Raw genomic sequence first — 14985 nt, 5'->3', positions numbered from 1 at the left:
CTTGTTCAAGTACAGGAATAATTCCGATACTCTATCCTTTTAACGGCGGAACCCGGGTTGCCTACTACAATGTTCAACATACCTCTCGCAAGCCCATTCCGTATATTTTATCGTACCGGGCTCACACCTTACCCCAGCTCTCTGAACGTATCAAATATACATACTCTTCTTGCTCATCGATTTCATCTATTGAAGTTACTTGTGATTATAAATTATATTTTTATATTTGTAAAGTACAATTCATTCACTAGCCGACATGAATTTTTCTCTCTAATTCTTGTAAAAACAGTTCTCTTTTTTGTTCACTTTGAACGTATATCGACTTTAATACTTCTTGCAACAATATATTTCTCTGCCTTTTCTCTATTTGTAATTCTTTCACTTTCATTCTAACTTCGTATAAAAAATCAAGATACGCTTCATACGCCTCATCATATTTATTTGCGATATCATCACGAATTTTTTTTGCAAGCTTCGGGCTCGCCCCCCCAGTAGAAACTGCTATATTAAGCAAACCACGATGAATCGCCGCCGGAAAATGAACATTTCCACTTTCCGGGTTCGTAATAACATTTACTAATTGATTTTCTGTGCTATCTTCAGCAACTTGTTCATTTAATACAGCATCACCACTCGCTGCAACAACTAAAAAAGCAGCTTTAATATCACTTTTTTCATACTCCCTTTGATACCAACGAATTTTCTTTTCTTCCACAAGTTTCACTAAATTCGCATCCAATTCAGGACTTACCACAACTATATCCGCACCTTGTTTTAGTAAAGGAATAATTTTGAATCCAGCGACTTTTCCTCCACCAATGACAACAACACGTTTCTTCTCAACTCGCACTGTAAGTGGATACATATTGATCTCCCTTCAATAATTTCTTCGTTTTCTGAATTAACATATATTGAAACGCTTCATTCTTTCCTAAATACGGACTTATTTTTATCTCATCCACCTCATATTGGCACACTTCTTTTTCAATATGTTTCATAAGTAAACCTGTAAATAACAAGTAAGGCAGCACAACGATGTTCTTTTCTTTTCGTTCAACAACTTCCTTTAACTTCTCCTCAAATTTCGGCTCAGCAGCCGCTAAAAAACAAACCTCTACTTTTTTAATTTTCTCTTCCGTTTGAAATAAAGAAGCGATCCAGTTTATATCTTTTAATACTTCAGGATCACTACTCCCTCTTGCAACGAGAAGTAGCGTCACTTCATTCTTATCTTCCTGTTCGATACCGCTTCCGCTATACACCGATTTAACAAGTGTTTCTGATACACCAAACGGATTACCATAGGTCACTTTAACATTCAAAAATTGATTATTTAACTTTTTCAATTCAAACGGGATATCTTTTTTTACATGACCTGCCGCTAACAGAAAAACTGGAATAACAATAATCTCTGTAGCACCACGCTTCACACATGTACGGAACCCTTCATCAATAGTTGGACTCGCTAACTCTAAAAAACAAACCTCTTGAACACTTGCTTCTACACGGTTCATGCATGACGTAATAAATGCAACCGCTTCTTCTTTAGCTGCTTTCAGACGACTTCCATGACATATATATAAGATGGCTTTCATTTTATAACACTCCGCTTACTTGATACGTACTTTCTGTCTGTTTCTCAAACCAATGAATCTTTTCTCTAAAACGGACCACTTCTCCAATTACAATCATGCTCGGATTTTGAATTTGTTCTTTTTTTGCAACATCTACAATTGTTCCTAACGTCCCAACAACTGTGCGCTGCATAGATGTCGTTCCCCGCTCAATAATAGCAGCAGGCGTACTTTTATCTTTTCCATACTTCATCAGTTGTTCACATATGTAGGGTAAATTACTAACCCCCATATATACAGCTAAAGTCTCTACACCTTTCGCTAAATTTTCCCACTTCACTTCCTCTTCAGCATCTTCTTTCCTATGCCCTGTCACAATAGCAAAACTTGCACTTGCATCACGATGTGTCACTGGAATACCAGCATAAGCAGGAGCAGCTATTCCAGCTGAAATACCAGGTACGATTTCAAATGGTACACCTTGCTTCGCTAACGCTTCAGCTTCTTCTCCCCCTCTACCAAATACAAATGGATCCCCGCCCTTTAGCCTCGTTACAACTTTTCCCTTTTTCGCATATTTAATAAGAAATGTGTTAATTGTCTCTTGCTTCATCGTGTGATAATTTGGTAGTTTTCCGCAATAAATTAAATCCGCTTCAGGCTGTGCATAGGAAAGCAACTCTTTATTCACGAGACGGTCGTATAAAATAACATCTGCCTTCTCAATACATTTCAACCCTTTCACAGTAATTAAATCTGGATCACCAGGACCTGCACCAACGATATAAACCTTCCCCATCATCTCTCCTCATTTCTATTATTAAAGTGAAACTTCCATCCTTATATACGAATGGAAGTTTTCATTATTTCGTATTACCTTTTCCCTACTCATGAATAACAAATGCCGCACCTTTTCGAATCTTCTTCTTTTCAAATAGGGAAATCTCCTTTACTTCTGGCAGCGGTAAAAAATGCTTTTCAAGCTCCATCTCCGCGAGCTTAAATGCCTGTTCTTCACTTTGAGCAACAACAACAATCGGAACAATACTATTTACTAACACAGCTTCAAATCGATATAAATCCATATTGTCCCTCCTAAGACGCTATTACTTCTTCTAAAACAATATTTAACGCTATTTGTAATGTCTCTACACCAACACGACCGACAAAATCATAAAACGTTTCAGCTGGTAATTTATTCTCTTTGAAATAACCTATAAATGATGCAAGTACATCAGGTAGATCCTCGCCATCTATTTTACCTTTTAACTTTTGATTGTAAGCACCGCCATCCAACAACGTTCCACCTACATATATTTCAAATGCTTCAACAATTCCTTTTTCCTTCGTTTTCATTTTCACCCCTTGTAATCCAATGTCAGCAATTTGACGTTGCCCACATGAATTCGGGCATCCTACCATATGAATGCGTACCGGAACATCGAGTGCAATTTGTGTATCTAAGTATTCGGCAATTTGACGTAATCTTTCTTTCGTTTCTACTAAAGCAAGATTGCAATACTCAATCCCAGTGCAGGAAACCGCATGACCAATAAATGATTTCGGACTTGCTGATATCGCTTCAAACAACGGCTCATTTAGTAAGCCCGTTACATTTTCTGGCGGAACATTCGGAATAATGAAGTTTTGCGAGTTACATGTACGAATTTGCCCATTTCCATAATGCTTAGCGATTCTTGCAATCTCAAACATTTCTTCTGCATGTAAACGTCCTACCGGCACATTAAAACCTACATATTTTAGTCCATCTTGTTTTTGATCTTGAACACCATAGAAATATCCTGCATTCCATCCTTTGAGAGCACTTTCTCCCTTACTTTGTAAAGGCCCTGTATACTCTATTAGTTTCTCTTTAAATTTCTCTGCTCCCCAGTCTGCAACAAGAAATTTCAAACGAGCTAAATGACGTTTTTCGCGATATCCAAAATCACGGAATATCGTAGCAATTGCAATTGCTACCGTCTTCACTTCTTCTGGTAAAACGAATACATTCAATTCATCAGCTAAATATGGACGAGCTGATAATCCACCACCTACTTTTATATGAAAACCATCTTTTTTCTCACCATCTATTTCTTTCGTTGCAGGTGTAAATGCAACACAGTTAATCTCTGCGTTTGCTGAGTTATAAATGTTAGAACTAATAGACATTTTAAATTTACGTGGTAAGTTAGAAAACTCTTCATTATGTTGGAAATAGTCATATACCTCTTTCACAATACCAGTTGTATCAAACAGTTCATTTGCATCAATGCCAGCAAGTGGATTCCCTGTAATATTACGCGTTATATCACCACAAGCCCCAGCTGAAGATAACCCAACTCTCGCTAATCTTTTAAAAATATCTGGGATTTGATGAATTTCTAACCAATGAAACTGAATCGCCTGTCTTGTCGTAATATCTATTACGTCACGCCCATAATCCTCAGCGATAGAAGCAAGCACTTCTGCCTGTGCATTCGTAATAATCCCTGAAGGAATATTTACACGCATCATAAAATAACCAGCTTCTTTCGGTCTTTGTAAATACAACCCTGCCCATTTGAATGCGTCCCACTCTTCTTTCGGAATAGATTCAAACCCATTCTCCGCATAGTAAGGAATATCATTAAAAATTTCCAATCCATCTTTTTTTAATTTATTTTTCTCAGTTTGATTTAACTTTTCATTGTTAGCCCATGCTTTTTCATAACTCATTTTTAAATCCCCCTATATAAAACTACGCTCTTGTAGGTACTTCACGATTTGTTCTGCACATTCTTCAATAGAATACTTGTGCGTTTCTACAATTAATTCCGCTTGTTCTGGTTCCTCATACGGTGAATCAACACCAGTAAATTCTTTAATATCACCTTGTCTTGCTTTTTTATAAAGCCCTTTCGGATCACGCTTCTCACACTCTTCAATTGGACACTTTACAAACACTTCTATAAACTCATCTACAGCTAATAAATCCCTAACTTGTTTTCGGTCTACTCGAAATGGTGAAATAAACGCTGTAAGAACAACAGTACCTTGATCTACAAATAACTTCGCCACTTCGCCAATCCGTCTTATATTTTCCATACGATCACTTTCAGAAAAACCTAAGTCTTTATTTAAACCGTGGCGTATATTATCCCCATCTAGTACATAGTTTCCAATATTCTTTTCAAATAGTTTACGAGCAACCGCGTTCGCCACCGTAGATTTACCTGAAGCTGATAGACCAGTAAACCAAACTACAAAACTATGATGCCCACTTTTTACTCTTCTCTCATCTTTTGAAACAGATGCTGTATGCCAAGTAATATTCGTATCCATCTCATTCTCTCCCTATTCTGTTACTACTTCTTTTTTCAAACCTTTAATTAGCACTTCCACTACTTCTTTACGACTAAATGTACTCGGTGGAACCTCACCGTTTCTTAATAGCTCTCTTACTTTTGTACCTGATAAAATGACATGATCCTCTTTTCCGTGCGGGCATGTTTTCGTCGAAGCCATCGCTTCGCATTTCGTGCAGTAAAAACTATGTTCAAAAAATAACGGTGTAATCCCTAACTCTTCCAACGTAAAGTTTGTAAAAATTTCTTGCGCTTCATAAGTCCCGTAATAATCTCCTACTCCTGCATGATCGCGCCCTACGATAAAATGGGTGCATCCAAAATTCTTTCTGACTAATGCATGGAATATTGCTTCCCTTGGTCCCGCGTAACGCATTGCTGCAGGAAATACACTTAAAAAGACACGATCTTTCGGATAATAGTTTTGAAGTAATACTTCATAGCTTTCCATCCTTACATCAGCAGGAATATCGTCTGACTTTGTTTCCCCAACAAGCGGATTTAAAAAGAGGCCATCTACAATTTCAAGAGCAGATTTTTGAATATACTCATGGGCACGATGTACCGGATTTCTCGTTTGGAATCCAACTACTGTTTTCCAACCACGTTTTTTAAATTCTTTTCTCGTTTCAATTGGATCTAAATGATAAGAAGGAAACGGATTATTTTCAAAGCGTTTTGTAAGAACAATAGCTCCTCCGACGTAAACGTTCGGTCTTTCGTATAATTTTTTCACTCCAGGATGAGCCTCATCCGTCGTTTTATACACTAGTAACGCTTCTTTTTCCTTATCAGGCACAAAAATATCTTCTATTTGAATGACACCATATACATTTCCACCGTTAACAAGTTTTACTTCCTCTCCAGCTTTCAGACTCTCTGCTACTTCTTCTGTTACTGGTAATGTAATTGGTATACTCCAAACGCTCCCATTATCTAAACGAAGCGTTTCTACGACCGAATCATAATCTTTCTTTCCTAAAAAACCAGTAAGCGGGCTATACGCCCCTGTTGCTAATAGCTCTAAATCACTTAACGCAATGTTATCTAGTTGAATTTCTTTTTCAATTTGTGATACGTCGTATGTCTCGTCTATTCGATTTATTAATTCGTTTCTTGTACTCATTTTCTATACCCTCTCTTAGCTTTATTTTCAAATTCTTCTTATTGGTAATGAAGACCACATTCTGTTTTCACTTTCCCAGCCCATCTACCATCTCTCGAATCGCCACCCTCTCCTACAGGTAACGTACACTTCTCACACCCAATACTTGGATATCCAATATCATGCAGCGGGTTATATGGCAAGCTATGTTTGTATACATATCGCCATACTTCTTTCCACGTCCAATGAATGAGCGGACAAACTTTAATAGATTGAAAGCGATGATCTTGATTTATAAACTTTGTATGCTTACGCGTTTCTGATTGTTCCCTCCTTAAGCCCGATATCCACGCTTTTTCCGCTGCTAATGATTTTTCTAACGGTAAAATTTTCCTAATTTTACAACAAAGATTCGGATTACTTTCCCATAATTTTTCACCATGCAACTTCGCTTGTTCATCAAGTGTAAGTTCCGGCTGTTTTTCTATAATATTTAATGAAGGAAATCGTCCCCGCACTTTTTGAATTAATTCATACGTTTCTTGAAAATGAACATTTGTATCTAAAAATACAACTTTAGCAGATGGATTTACTTGGTTTATAAGATGCAGTAATACCATCCCTTCTACTCCAAAGCTACATGCGTATACAATTTCATTTTTATATTCTTTATAAGCCCAACTTAATACCGATAGCGCGCCTTTTGTTTCATCTTCTTCTGAAAATGAAACACTATTTTCTTCCCACGTTTCATACGTCAACATGTTTTTTCCCCCTGTAAAAGCAAAAAGACGGTTTTAACCTAATAAAATAGGTTAAAACCGCCTCTAGTTTTTCTAGTCAGCGCTTTTTACTTTAAACGTACTTTTTCACTTTTCTCTAATTGAATGACTTTTCCGTCTTGCACAACAATTGTAATTGAACCATATTTCATATCAGCAAGCATCGCTTGAATTTTCTCAGATACTTCCTCAAAATGTTCTCGTACACTCACGCGAACAGCCCCCCTTTTTATTCATAAAAAAAATCTTTCCCATTTCGAAAAGACTGTTCGGTAATATATTTTACCTTATCTTTCAAAATGGATTCCATTTTGCTGGATTTAGCACCTTGCTTTCTATAAGCAGGTTGCCGAGCTTCATCGGGCCAGTTCCCTCCGCTTCTCTTGATAAGCTTTGTATTTGTATTTTATCACAATTCTGATTTTTTTCAATCCTAGTTTTCCGATATATTTTAATTATTTTATTTTACAAAAAAGGAATTGCCCATCCGAACAACTCCTTTTCTCTATTTAAACAAGTTCTTTAATACGTATGCGATCGTTCCCAATAATATTTTCATATGTTTCGCGTTCTACAACAATTTGTGATGTACCACCTTTCACGAAGACGACAGCTGGTCTACGAATCCGATTATAATTATTGGCCATCGAGTACCCATATGCCCCCGTACAAGAAACTGCTAGTAAATCGGCAGAAGCAACTTTCGGTAGAGTAATATCCCAAATTAACATATCTCCACTCTCACAGCACTTCCCAGCAATCGAAACGAGTTCCTCATTCGCATCATTCCCTCGATTCGCTAGCATCGCTTCATAACGCGCGCTATATAAGGCAGGTCTTAAATTATCTGTCATTCCGCCATCCACTGATACATATTTCCGAATACCAGGAATGTCTTTCACAGATCCGACTGTATAAATTGTCGTTCCAGTATCACCTACAATGCTACGACCTGGTTCAACCCATATTTCTGGCAGCGGATATTCACATACTGTAAATTGTTCTCTCACTGCATTTGTTACAGCTCGCACATATGTCTCAAGAGTTAATGGCGTATCTGACTCTGTGTAGCGTATTCCGAATCCTCCGCCCACATTTAACACTTTTACTACATAATTCATTTGCTCTCTCACTTCTTCTAAAAATTGGCGAAGAACTTCAATTGCTCGAACAAAACCAGCCGTTTCGAATATTTGTGATCCGATGTGCGAGTGAATTCCTAGCACATTATAATTTGATTTTTGCAAAGCTAACTCAATCGCTTGCATCGCTTGACCATTTGAAACACCAAATCCAAATTTCGAATCTTCTTGACCTGTTGTTATATATTCGTGTGTATGTGCCTCTACTCCAGGCGTTACACGGATTAATATGTTCACAAATTTCCCATGTTGCATTGCTAAATCATATAAGATTTCTAATTCTAAGAAATTATCTACTACAAAACAACCGATATTCGCCTGAAGAGCCATAATCATTTCTTCTTCTGTTTTATTATTTCCGTGAAAATGAATACGCGATGCCGGAAAACCAGCTTGGAGCGCAGTATATAATTCCCCTCCAGAAACAACGTCTAAAGACATATTCTCTTCACGAGCTACTCGGCACATCTCCATGCACAAGAACGCCTTGCTTGCATATGCTACTTGATAAGAGAAACCACTTTCTTTAAAAGCACGATGAAACGCGCGGCACTTTCCTCGAATAGACTCTTCATCGTATACATAAAGTGGTGTTCCGTATTGTTTTGCTAGCTGCGTCGTATCGCACCCACCAATTTCTAAGTGTCCTTGCCCATTGATTCGGCTTGTGCCGTGTAAATACATTTGAATTCCTCCCTTATTTCCTCTAAAACTCATAACCCCAATCTTCTATTCATTGCAGCACGCTTTTAGATAGACAAAAAACGCGCGGAACAATGTTCACACGCGTTTCTTATTAGGAAAAATATATATTGAAAAAATAAACGAGTTGTTATCTCCTCAAAATAAGAAACCGCATCAACATCTCCAAATAGCTCTCCATAAAATAAATATTATGACAGTACTACATTTATTCAATGCAGTCCCAATATATGAATAAGATGGTTATTCTTATATTTCGGCAATAGTCCCTTTCAACCTATGATCACAGATTCCATTAAATCTCCCATAGCTTACTCTTTCCTATTGCGGCCTCTACCTTTGAGAGTAGATGAGGTAAGTCTATTTAATTTTCAAACATCTAATTGTTGCTATTAACAATACCAAAGGACCATTTTATTTGTCAAACAATTTTTTATATTGTTTTTTTACAGTTTAATTTCGTATCATTTGGTAAGCGCTTTACTGAAACCTTTGTCACTTCCCATTCGCCCTCTTCGTTATTAAATGTAATCGTTACCTTCTCAAATGGTGGAGCAATTTTCCCAGCAACACGTTCATACTTCGTTACTTCAATACTCGCTTGAAATAAATATGTACCACTATACACTTTTTTTAAACTAATAATTTTAGGACATTCATAAGGCTTCAAGCTCCCATATTGTTTTTCAATTGCTTTATTTATTTTCGGAAATAAAACAGAATAAAGGGCATCTTCCATAAGAGGTGCATCATACTCGGCTACCGACATACTCGGTGAGGCAAAAAGTATAACACTACTGCATACTATAAAATATAATAATTTTCGCATTATAACCTCCGTTTTATTACTCGATTCTTTCTGCGCACAATAATTATCATACATAGAAACTCCGTTTTATTGTCTCCCACTGCCCTTTTTCTACTCAATTATTATAAAAAAGCCCACAACTCTCTTTTATTTTCGTATAATGATACTCATAGTATAATAAACATAATAACAAAGGACTGTTCGTATATAGAAAATGAGGCGCTAATCAAACCGGCTCACAAGAACCGTCATGCTTTTTAGGAGAGGAGTATATTATGCTACAACGTCTGTTTCCAAAACTGCGATTTGCACTCGTTGCAGTCGTTTTATTATGGATAAAAACATATATTGTGTACAAGCTAGCATTTGATATTAAAATCGATAATTTCTTTGAGGAATTTATGCTTTTTATTAACCCAATAGCTGCGTTACTTTTATTTTTCGGTTTTGCTTTACTTGCATCTAAGCACCGAAACCGAATTATTATTGGAACCAGTTTTATACTGTCCTTTATTTTATTTGGAAATGCAATGTTTTATGGGTTTTATAACGATTTTGTTACATTCCCAGTTTTATTCCAAACAAATAATATGGCTGATTTAGGAACGAGTATAAAAGAGCTCTTTACGTATAAAACATTACTTTTATTTGCAGATGCAATTATTTTAATGTTTCTTTCGCGTAAATTTCCGGCATTTTGTGACAAGACCCCGCTTTCTCGCTCTGAGAAGCGAACTTTCTTTAGCGGTGTAACAGCTTTATTAGCACTACAAATTGTTGTTTCAGTTATTTATAAACCACAAATGTTCTCACGCTCATTTGATCGTCAAACTGTCGTGAAAAATTTAGGTTTATACACATACCATCTATTCGATATTACACTTCAATCTAAATCTTCAGCTGAACGTGTATTTGCAAGCGGTGACGGATTCTCTGAAATTAAAAACTATACAGACTCAAAAGATAAGCAAGCTGATAAAAACTTATTTGGAGCTGCAAAAGGTAAAAATGTAATTTTGATTTCAATGGAATCTACACAAAGTTTTGTTATAAATAAAAAAATAAATGGAAAAGAAATTACTCCATTTTTAAATGAATTTATTAAAGATAGTTTTTATTTCGATAACTTCTATCATCAAACAGGACAAGGTAAAACTTCTGATGCTGAATTTATCGTTGAAAATTCACTTTATCCGTTAGACCGCGGTTCTGTATTCTTTACTCACGCAACAAATGAATATACAGCTACACCAGAGCAATTAAAGAAATACGGATATTCTTCTGCTGTCTTCCATTCAAACGATAAAACGTTTTGGAATCGGGATGTAATGTATCCTGCACTCGGATATGATCGTTACTTTAATTTAAATGATTACGTAGGCACAGAACAAATGTCTGTCGGCTGGGGATTAAAAGATAAAGAGTTCTTTGAACAATCGATTCCAAAGTTAAAATCTTTACCACAACCGTTCTATACAAAATTTATTACTTTAACAAACCATTTTCCATTTCTTCTAAATCCAGAAGATCAATATGTTGATGAGTTTAATTCGGAAAGTGGTGTTGTAAACCGCTACTTCCCAACCGTTCGTTACACAGATGAAGCTCTTAAATTATTTATTAAACAATTAAAAGACGAAGGACTGTATGATAATTCCGTTATTGTCATTTATGGAGATCATTACGGTATTTCCGAAAACCATAACGCAGCTATGGCTCAGTTCCTTGGGAAAGACGCTATTACACCGTTTGATTCTATGCAATTACAACGCGTCCCTCTCATTATTCATGTACCTGGTCAAGAAGGAAAAGTCATTTCTAAAGTATCTGGTCAAATTGATATTAAACCAACGCTACTTCATTTACTTGGTATTAAAACAAATCAATCCGTTGAATTTGGGACTGACTTATTTATTAAAGAAAAAGACCCACTTATGGTAATGCGTGATGGTAGCTTCGTTTCGGAAGATTATGTTTATACAAAAAACATGTGCTATAAACGAAATACAGGTGAAGAAGCGGACATTTCATTATGTCAACCGAATATTGAAAAAGCAAAAACTGAATTGAAACTCTCCGACAAACTCATTTATGGAGATTTATTACGTTTCGATCCTAACAATCGGTATAAAACCGGAACAATGACAACGAAATTTGAATAGTGCAGGAAGCAACTTTATAAAAGTTGCTTCTTTTTTTACTTATTTTTCAAATCATTCTCCCATGAAATCTTTCACAAATTGGGAATTTTTTTCGTATGAGGAAGAAATTTATGGTATGATAAAATAAGTAAAATTTCATACACTAATTAAGAATTTATTACAGAAAGCAAGGGATCAGATTTTGTATAGAGCAGCTATTCCAAACTTATTTACGCTCGGAAATTTATATAGTGGATTCTTGTCAATCGGCTATGCATCTTTAGGATATTATAAATCAGCTGCTATTTTAGTACTTATCGGGATGATGTTAGATAGTCTTGATGGACGTGTTGCTCGTTTACTACGTGTTGATTCTCAAATGGGAAAAGAGCTTGACTCGCTGGCGGATGTCGTAACATTTGGTGCAGCACCTGCTGTTCTCATGTATTACACATCTTTCTCCAATTATGGAATCATCGGACTATACATAGCGGGACTATTCCCTCTTTTCGGGGCATACCGTTTAGCACGATTTAATGTAACACCATCTTCTACTTCAATGAAATATTTCACTGGGGTACCGATTACAGCAGCGGGAGGGCTTGTTGCTTTCTTAACATTATTTTCACATACCATTCCAAAAATCGTTCTTATTACAGTATTTGTAACGTTCGCATTTTTAATGGTGAGCCGCATTCGTATCCCAAGTTTAAAAGATGTACCAATTCCACGATATAGCATCATTATTACACTATTTTTAGTTGGAATCATTATCACAATGTACCAAACAGGGTTCGGTAATTTTTCTGTTTTCTTATTCATTGCTATTCCACTATATATTTTGTATATGCTATCTCAATTTCTTAGACAAAGACCATCTAAAAGAGCAAATAAAGAAAAATAAGAAAAACCTTCCGACTCCGGAAGGTTTCTTTTTATGCCGCAAAAGCCCGATTGGTGTAGGGGAATAATGAGAGTGGGATGCCCGCTCTCATTAAAGCTGCACTTTATTTTGTAACTAATACCTTTTGATTTACAGGTGTTACAGGCTCTTCACCGTTTAATACGGCTAAAATATTTCTTACTGCCATTTCAGCCATCGCATCACGCGTTTCGAATGTTGCATTTCCTACGTGAGGAGCAAGTACTACATTCTTTAATCCTTTTAGCTCTTCAGTAATTTTCGGTTCAAATTCAAATACGTCAAGAGCCGCCCCTTCAATTTCATTCGTTTTTAATGCATGAGCAAGTGCCGCTTCATGCATAATTGGTCCACGTGAAGCATTTACAATATACGCTGTTTTCTTCATCATTTTAAACTGTTCTTCATCAATCATATGATGCAATTTTGGATTATACGCACAGTTAATTGTGATAAAGTCTGCTGTTTGTAATAATTCTTCCAATGTTACATGTGTTGCTTCTAGTTCACTTTCAGCTTCAGGTTTTCGATTTGGTCCTGTATATAAAACCTTCATTCCAAACGCTTTCGCACGCTTTGCAACTGCCTTTCCGATTTCTCCAAGGCCAATAACTCCAATTGTTTTACCATGTACTTCACGGCCTAAGAAAAATAATGGTGCCCATCCGTTAAATCCAGTTGTACGACATAGCGTATCGCCTTCCGGAATTCTACGTGCAGCTGCTAAAAGAAGTGCAAATGTTAATTCTGCTGTCGCTTCAGTTGATACTTTCGGTGTATTCGTTACCGCAATCCCTTTTTCTCCAGCATACGAGTAATCAATATTATCGTAACCAGCACCGTAGTTTGCAACAATCTTCAAATTAGGTGCCGCATCAATCACTTCTTTTGTCACCTTTGTAGAAAGTAGGCTTAACAATGCATCTTTATCTTTTGCACGCTCTGTTAATTCATCTAAAGAAATTAAAGCCTCTTTATCGTACATTTCTACATCATGATCCTTTAATAGTTCTAATCCGATTGGTGGAATTTTTCCTGCTATTAATATTTTCGCCACTACTAACACCTCTTCTATAGAAAATAAGATATCTCTTATATTTCATTGTAAGAAATCCACTTATAAAAACCAAGGAATTTGATTATAGTTTTGAAAATCGACACTTTTCCATGAAAAAAGAGGAGATGCAACTCCCCCCTCTTCTTACGCTTTTTCCTGCGATTCTTTTCCGAGCTTCACATCAATTGTTCCTTCTGCAACTGTATCGCTAATTTGCTCCTCAATAACTGATTGAGATGCAGCATTCGTTTCAGAAGTATAAGCTTGTTGCTGTACACCTTGTACATTTTGTTTATTTTGTTGTTTCGCCATTTCTTACCCTCCTTTTTATTCCTTCTTATTTTGAACTAAAAGGAGAGTTTTCATCAAAAAATCGTGATCATTTTGAAATTGATACTTCTTCTTCCAGTAATCTCATCGTTCTGACTCGTTTCGTAAATGTAGCTAAGTGAGCTATATCATGATTACGTAACGTCTTTATATTCTCTTCCACATATTTTCCTAAATCATGCGGATAATGAGCGTCTGAGGAGAGAGTAATCGGAACGCCATGCTTAGCTAATACTTGTAAATATAGCGGACTCGGACACATTTCGTGCACAGGATAGCGATAGTACAATCCCGCATTTATTTCCGTTGCCGTATTTGTTTCTACTAATGCACGCGCAATTTCCTTATAATACGAAAGTTGCTCATTCTCATCTAACCGATAATTAAATACTTTTATGTTATCAAGATGAGCTATAATATCAAATAACTCAGAGCGAACTGCACACTCAACCGTTTTGAAAAACGTATCATATAAAGCATATAAGTCATGTTCCTTAAAATATTCTTTCGTATCTGGATTATCAAATCCCCATCCATTTAAAAAATGAACAGAACCAATTACATAATCAAAGTCTCCTAATGCCAGTAAAGATTGTAATTCTTGTTCACCACCAATAAAATAATCCGCTTCAATTCCAAGTTTTAGTGTTACCCCCCGTTTACTCCATCGTTCTTTCGCCTCTTCAATTGCCTTTGTAAAATCATATAGTGAAACTACTCTTACTTGGTCTAACCATTCCTTCTGTAAAAGACCAAGCTTTGAATCACTAATATCTACATATTTTTCATAATATCCTTTCGCCTCATGAAAACGATAGAAATGATCCACAATGCCAACTTCTTTTATACCTTTTCGCAGCGCTTCTTCTAAATATAAATCAATCCACTTTGCTGTAAACGGCCCTTCCTTCACACGTCTTTGCAGGCGTTCTTGTGTTTTCATAAGCCAATCGATAGAATGCCTTTCTTCTTGAAGCGGCTCATAATATTCCAGAGCCTCATTTATTTTAGCAAGCCACCCTATTGAATAAGGTCCTTCTTCTAAATGAAGGTGATAATCCACTTTCATATGTAT

At 36.3% G+C, this 14985-nt stretch carries 16 protein-coding genes, 2 riboswitches and 1 other annotated feature (1 of these 19 only partly in view); of the genes, 2 read left to right on the top strand and 14 right to left on the bottom strand.

All coding sequences use genetic code 11. The features are described 5' to 3' along the window. Positions 1–186, bottom strand: a binding site (T-box leader); it reaches 63 nt to the left of the window's first position. Positions 187–247: 61 nt separating this feature from the next. The 11 genes from KZZ19_RS07165 to KZZ19_RS07115 all read right to left on the bottom strand — a co-directional run bounded on the left by KZZ19_RS07165 (position 248) and on the right by KZZ19_RS07115 (position 9481). Then, complete coding sequence (locus KZZ19_RS07165; protein ID WP_237980002.1) at positions 248–865, bottom strand: NAD(P)-binding protein; 618 nt, start codon at positions 863–865, stop codon at positions 248–250. Continuing rightward, on the bottom strand, positions 840–1595 hold the full coding sequence (locus KZZ19_RS07160; protein WP_237980001.1) for a sirohydrochlorin chelatase: 756 nt from the start codon (positions 1593–1595) through the stop codon (positions 840–842). Before KZZ19_RS07160 ends, KZZ19_RS07165 begins: the two co-directional genes overlap by 26 nt. Before the next feature lies 1 nt (position 1596). Next, entirely contained in the window at positions 1597–2373 is a 777-nt protein-coding gene (gene cobA / locus KZZ19_RS07155; protein WP_088095714.1) for a uroporphyrinogen-III C-methyltransferase, read from the bottom strand. An 85-nt stretch (positions 2374–2458) separates the two neighbouring features. Continuing rightward, complete coding sequence (locus tag KZZ19_RS07150) at positions 2459–2659, bottom strand: DUF3906 family protein (protein WP_000366917.1); 201 nt, start codon at positions 2657–2659, stop codon at positions 2459–2461. Between the two features lie 10 nt (positions 2660–2669). After that, a complete protein-coding gene (locus tag KZZ19_RS07145) occupies positions 2670–4292 on the bottom strand; it encodes a nitrite/sulfite reductase (RefSeq protein ID WP_237980000.1) in 1623 nt (540 codons plus the stop codon). 12 nt (positions 4293–4304) lie between these two features. Next, the gene (gene cysC / locus KZZ19_RS07140) at positions 4305–4898 is read right to left on the bottom strand and encodes an adenylyl-sulfate kinase (protein ID WP_087979939.1); all 594 of its coding nucleotides are present in this window, start codon (positions 4896–4898) and stop codon (positions 4305–4307) included. A gap of 12 nt (positions 4899–4910) precedes the next feature. Beyond that, positions 4911–6047, bottom strand: a complete 1137-nt coding sequence (gene sat, locus KZZ19_RS07135; RefSeq protein WP_237979999.1) for a sulfate adenylyltransferase — start codon at positions 6045–6047, stop codon at positions 4911–4913. 38 nt (positions 6048–6085) lie between these two features. Further along, a complete protein-coding gene (locus tag KZZ19_RS07130) occupies positions 6086–6790 on the bottom strand; it encodes a phosphoadenylyl-sulfate reductase (RefSeq protein ID WP_088095710.1) in 705 nt (234 codons plus the stop codon). An 86-nt stretch (positions 6791–6876) separates the two neighbouring features. Further along, entirely contained in the window at positions 6877–7020 is a 144-nt protein-coding gene (locus tag KZZ19_RS07125; protein WP_000116163.1) for a YezD family protein, read from the bottom strand. A 72-nt stretch (positions 7021–7092) separates the two neighbouring features. Next, positions 7093–7201: riboswitch (SAM riboswitch) on the bottom strand. Between the two features lie 116 nt (positions 7202–7317). Further along, positions 7318–8634, bottom strand: a complete 1317-nt coding sequence (gene lysA, locus KZZ19_RS07120) for a diaminopimelate decarboxylase (RefSeq protein ID WP_237979998.1) — start codon at positions 8632–8634, stop codon at positions 7318–7320. Positions 8635–8814: 180 nt separating this feature from the next. Continuing rightward, positions 8815–8996, bottom strand: a riboswitch (Lysine riboswitch). A gap of 89 nt (positions 8997–9085) precedes the next feature. Continuing rightward, positions 9086–9481 carry a DUF3888 domain-containing protein gene (locus tag KZZ19_RS07115; RefSeq protein WP_237979996.1) on the bottom strand — a complete coding sequence of 132 codons (396 nt, stop codon included), beginning with the start codon at positions 9479–9481 and terminating at the stop codon, positions 9086–9088. A 254-nt stretch (positions 9482–9735) separates the two neighbouring features. Here KZZ19_RS07115 and KZZ19_RS07110 point away from each other — a divergent pair, with 254 nt between their 5' ends. Then, positions 9736–11622 carry an LTA synthase family protein gene (locus KZZ19_RS07110; protein WP_237979994.1) on the top strand — a complete coding sequence of 629 codons (1887 nt, stop codon included), beginning with the start codon at positions 9736–9738 and terminating at the stop codon, positions 11620–11622. A gap of 181 nt (positions 11623–11803) precedes the next feature. Continuing rightward, on the top strand, positions 11804–12505 hold the full coding sequence (gene pssA / locus KZZ19_RS07105; protein WP_000285422.1) for a CDP-diacylglycerol--serine O-phosphatidyltransferase: 702 nt from the start codon (positions 11804–11806) through the stop codon (positions 12503–12505). A gap of 103 nt (positions 12506–12608) precedes the next feature. On the opposite strand, the gene KZZ19_RS07100 is transcribed toward pssA, so the two are convergent. From KZZ19_RS07100 to KZZ19_RS07090, 3 genes are all read right to left on the bottom strand, one after another. Continuing rightward, positions 12609–13580 carry a 2-hydroxyacid dehydrogenase family protein gene (locus KZZ19_RS07100; protein WP_088095706.1) on the bottom strand — a complete coding sequence of 324 codons (972 nt, stop codon included), beginning with the start codon at positions 13578–13580 and terminating at the stop codon, positions 12609–12611. A 144-nt stretch (positions 13581–13724) separates the two neighbouring features. Beyond that, complete coding sequence (locus KZZ19_RS07095) at positions 13725–13892, bottom strand: YozQ family protein (protein WP_088095705.1); 168 nt, start codon at positions 13890–13892, stop codon at positions 13725–13727. A gap of 67 nt (positions 13893–13959) precedes the next feature. Beyond that, complete coding sequence (locus KZZ19_RS07090) at positions 13960–14979, bottom strand: histidinol phosphate phosphatase domain-containing protein (RefSeq protein ID WP_098343111.1); 1020 nt, start codon at positions 14977–14979, stop codon at positions 13960–13962. Positions 14980–14985 lie beyond the last annotated feature (6 nt).

Source organism: Bacillus thuringiensis (assembly GCF_022095615.2).
Taxonomy (GTDB): domain Bacteria; phylum Bacillota; class Bacilli; order Bacillales; family Bacillaceae_G; genus Bacillus_A; species Bacillus_A cereus_AG.
The sequence above is the reverse complement of the archived record's forward strand: the minus strand, read 5'-3'. Positions and strand labels throughout refer to the sequence as shown.

What these genes read in the sequence shown, in the direction of transcription:
- KZZ19_RS07090 (WP_098343111.1), bottom strand. Translation starts at nt 14,979, where the DNA reads ATGAAAGTGGATTATCACCTTCATTTAGAAGAAGGACCTTATTCAATA.
- KZZ19_RS07145 (WP_237980000.1), bottom strand. Translation starts at nt 4,292, where the DNA reads ATGAGTTATGAAAAAGCATGGGCTAACAATGAAAAGTTAAATCAAACT.
- KZZ19_RS07115 (WP_237979996.1), bottom strand. Translation starts at nt 9,481, where the DNA reads ATGCGAAAATTATTATATTTTATAGTATGCAGTAGTGTTATACTTTTT.
- KZZ19_RS07095 (WP_088095705.1), bottom strand. Translation starts at nt 13,892, where the DNA reads ATGGCGAAACAACAAAATAAACAAAATGTACAAGGTGTACAGCAACAA.
- KZZ19_RS07130 (WP_088095710.1), bottom strand. Translation starts at nt 6,790, where the DNA reads ATGTTGACGTATGAAACGTGGGAAGAAAATAGTGTTTCATTTTCAGAA.
- cysC (WP_087979939.1), bottom strand. Translation starts at nt 4,898, where the DNA reads ATGGATACGAATATTACTTGGCATACAGCATCTGTTTCAAAAGATGAG.
- KZZ19_RS07110 (WP_237979994.1), top strand. Translation starts at nt 9,736, where the DNA reads ATGCTACAACGTCTGTTTCCAAAACTGCGATTTGCACTCGTTGCAGTC.
- sat (WP_237979999.1), bottom strand. Translation starts at nt 6,047, where the DNA reads ATGAGTACAAGAAACGAATTAATAAATCGAATAGACGAGACATACGAC.
- lysA (WP_237979998.1), bottom strand. Translation starts at nt 8,634, where the DNA reads ATGTATTTACACGGCACAAGCCGAATCAATGGGCAAGGACACTTAGAA.
- KZZ19_RS07160 (WP_237980001.1), bottom strand. Translation starts at nt 1,595, where the DNA reads ATGAAAGCCATCTTATATATATGTCATGGAAGTCGTCTGAAAGCAGCT.
- cobA (WP_088095714.1), bottom strand. Translation starts at nt 2,373, where the DNA reads ATGGGGAAGGTTTATATCGTTGGTGCAGGTCCTGGTGATCCAGATTTA.
- KZZ19_RS07165 (WP_237980002.1), bottom strand. Translation starts at nt 865, where the DNA reads ATGTATCCACTTACAGTGCGAGTTGAGAAGAAACGTGTTGTTGTCATT.
- KZZ19_RS07150 (WP_000366917.1), bottom strand. Translation starts at nt 2,659, where the DNA reads ATGGATTTATATCGATTTGAAGCTGTGTTAGTAAATAGTATTGTTCCG.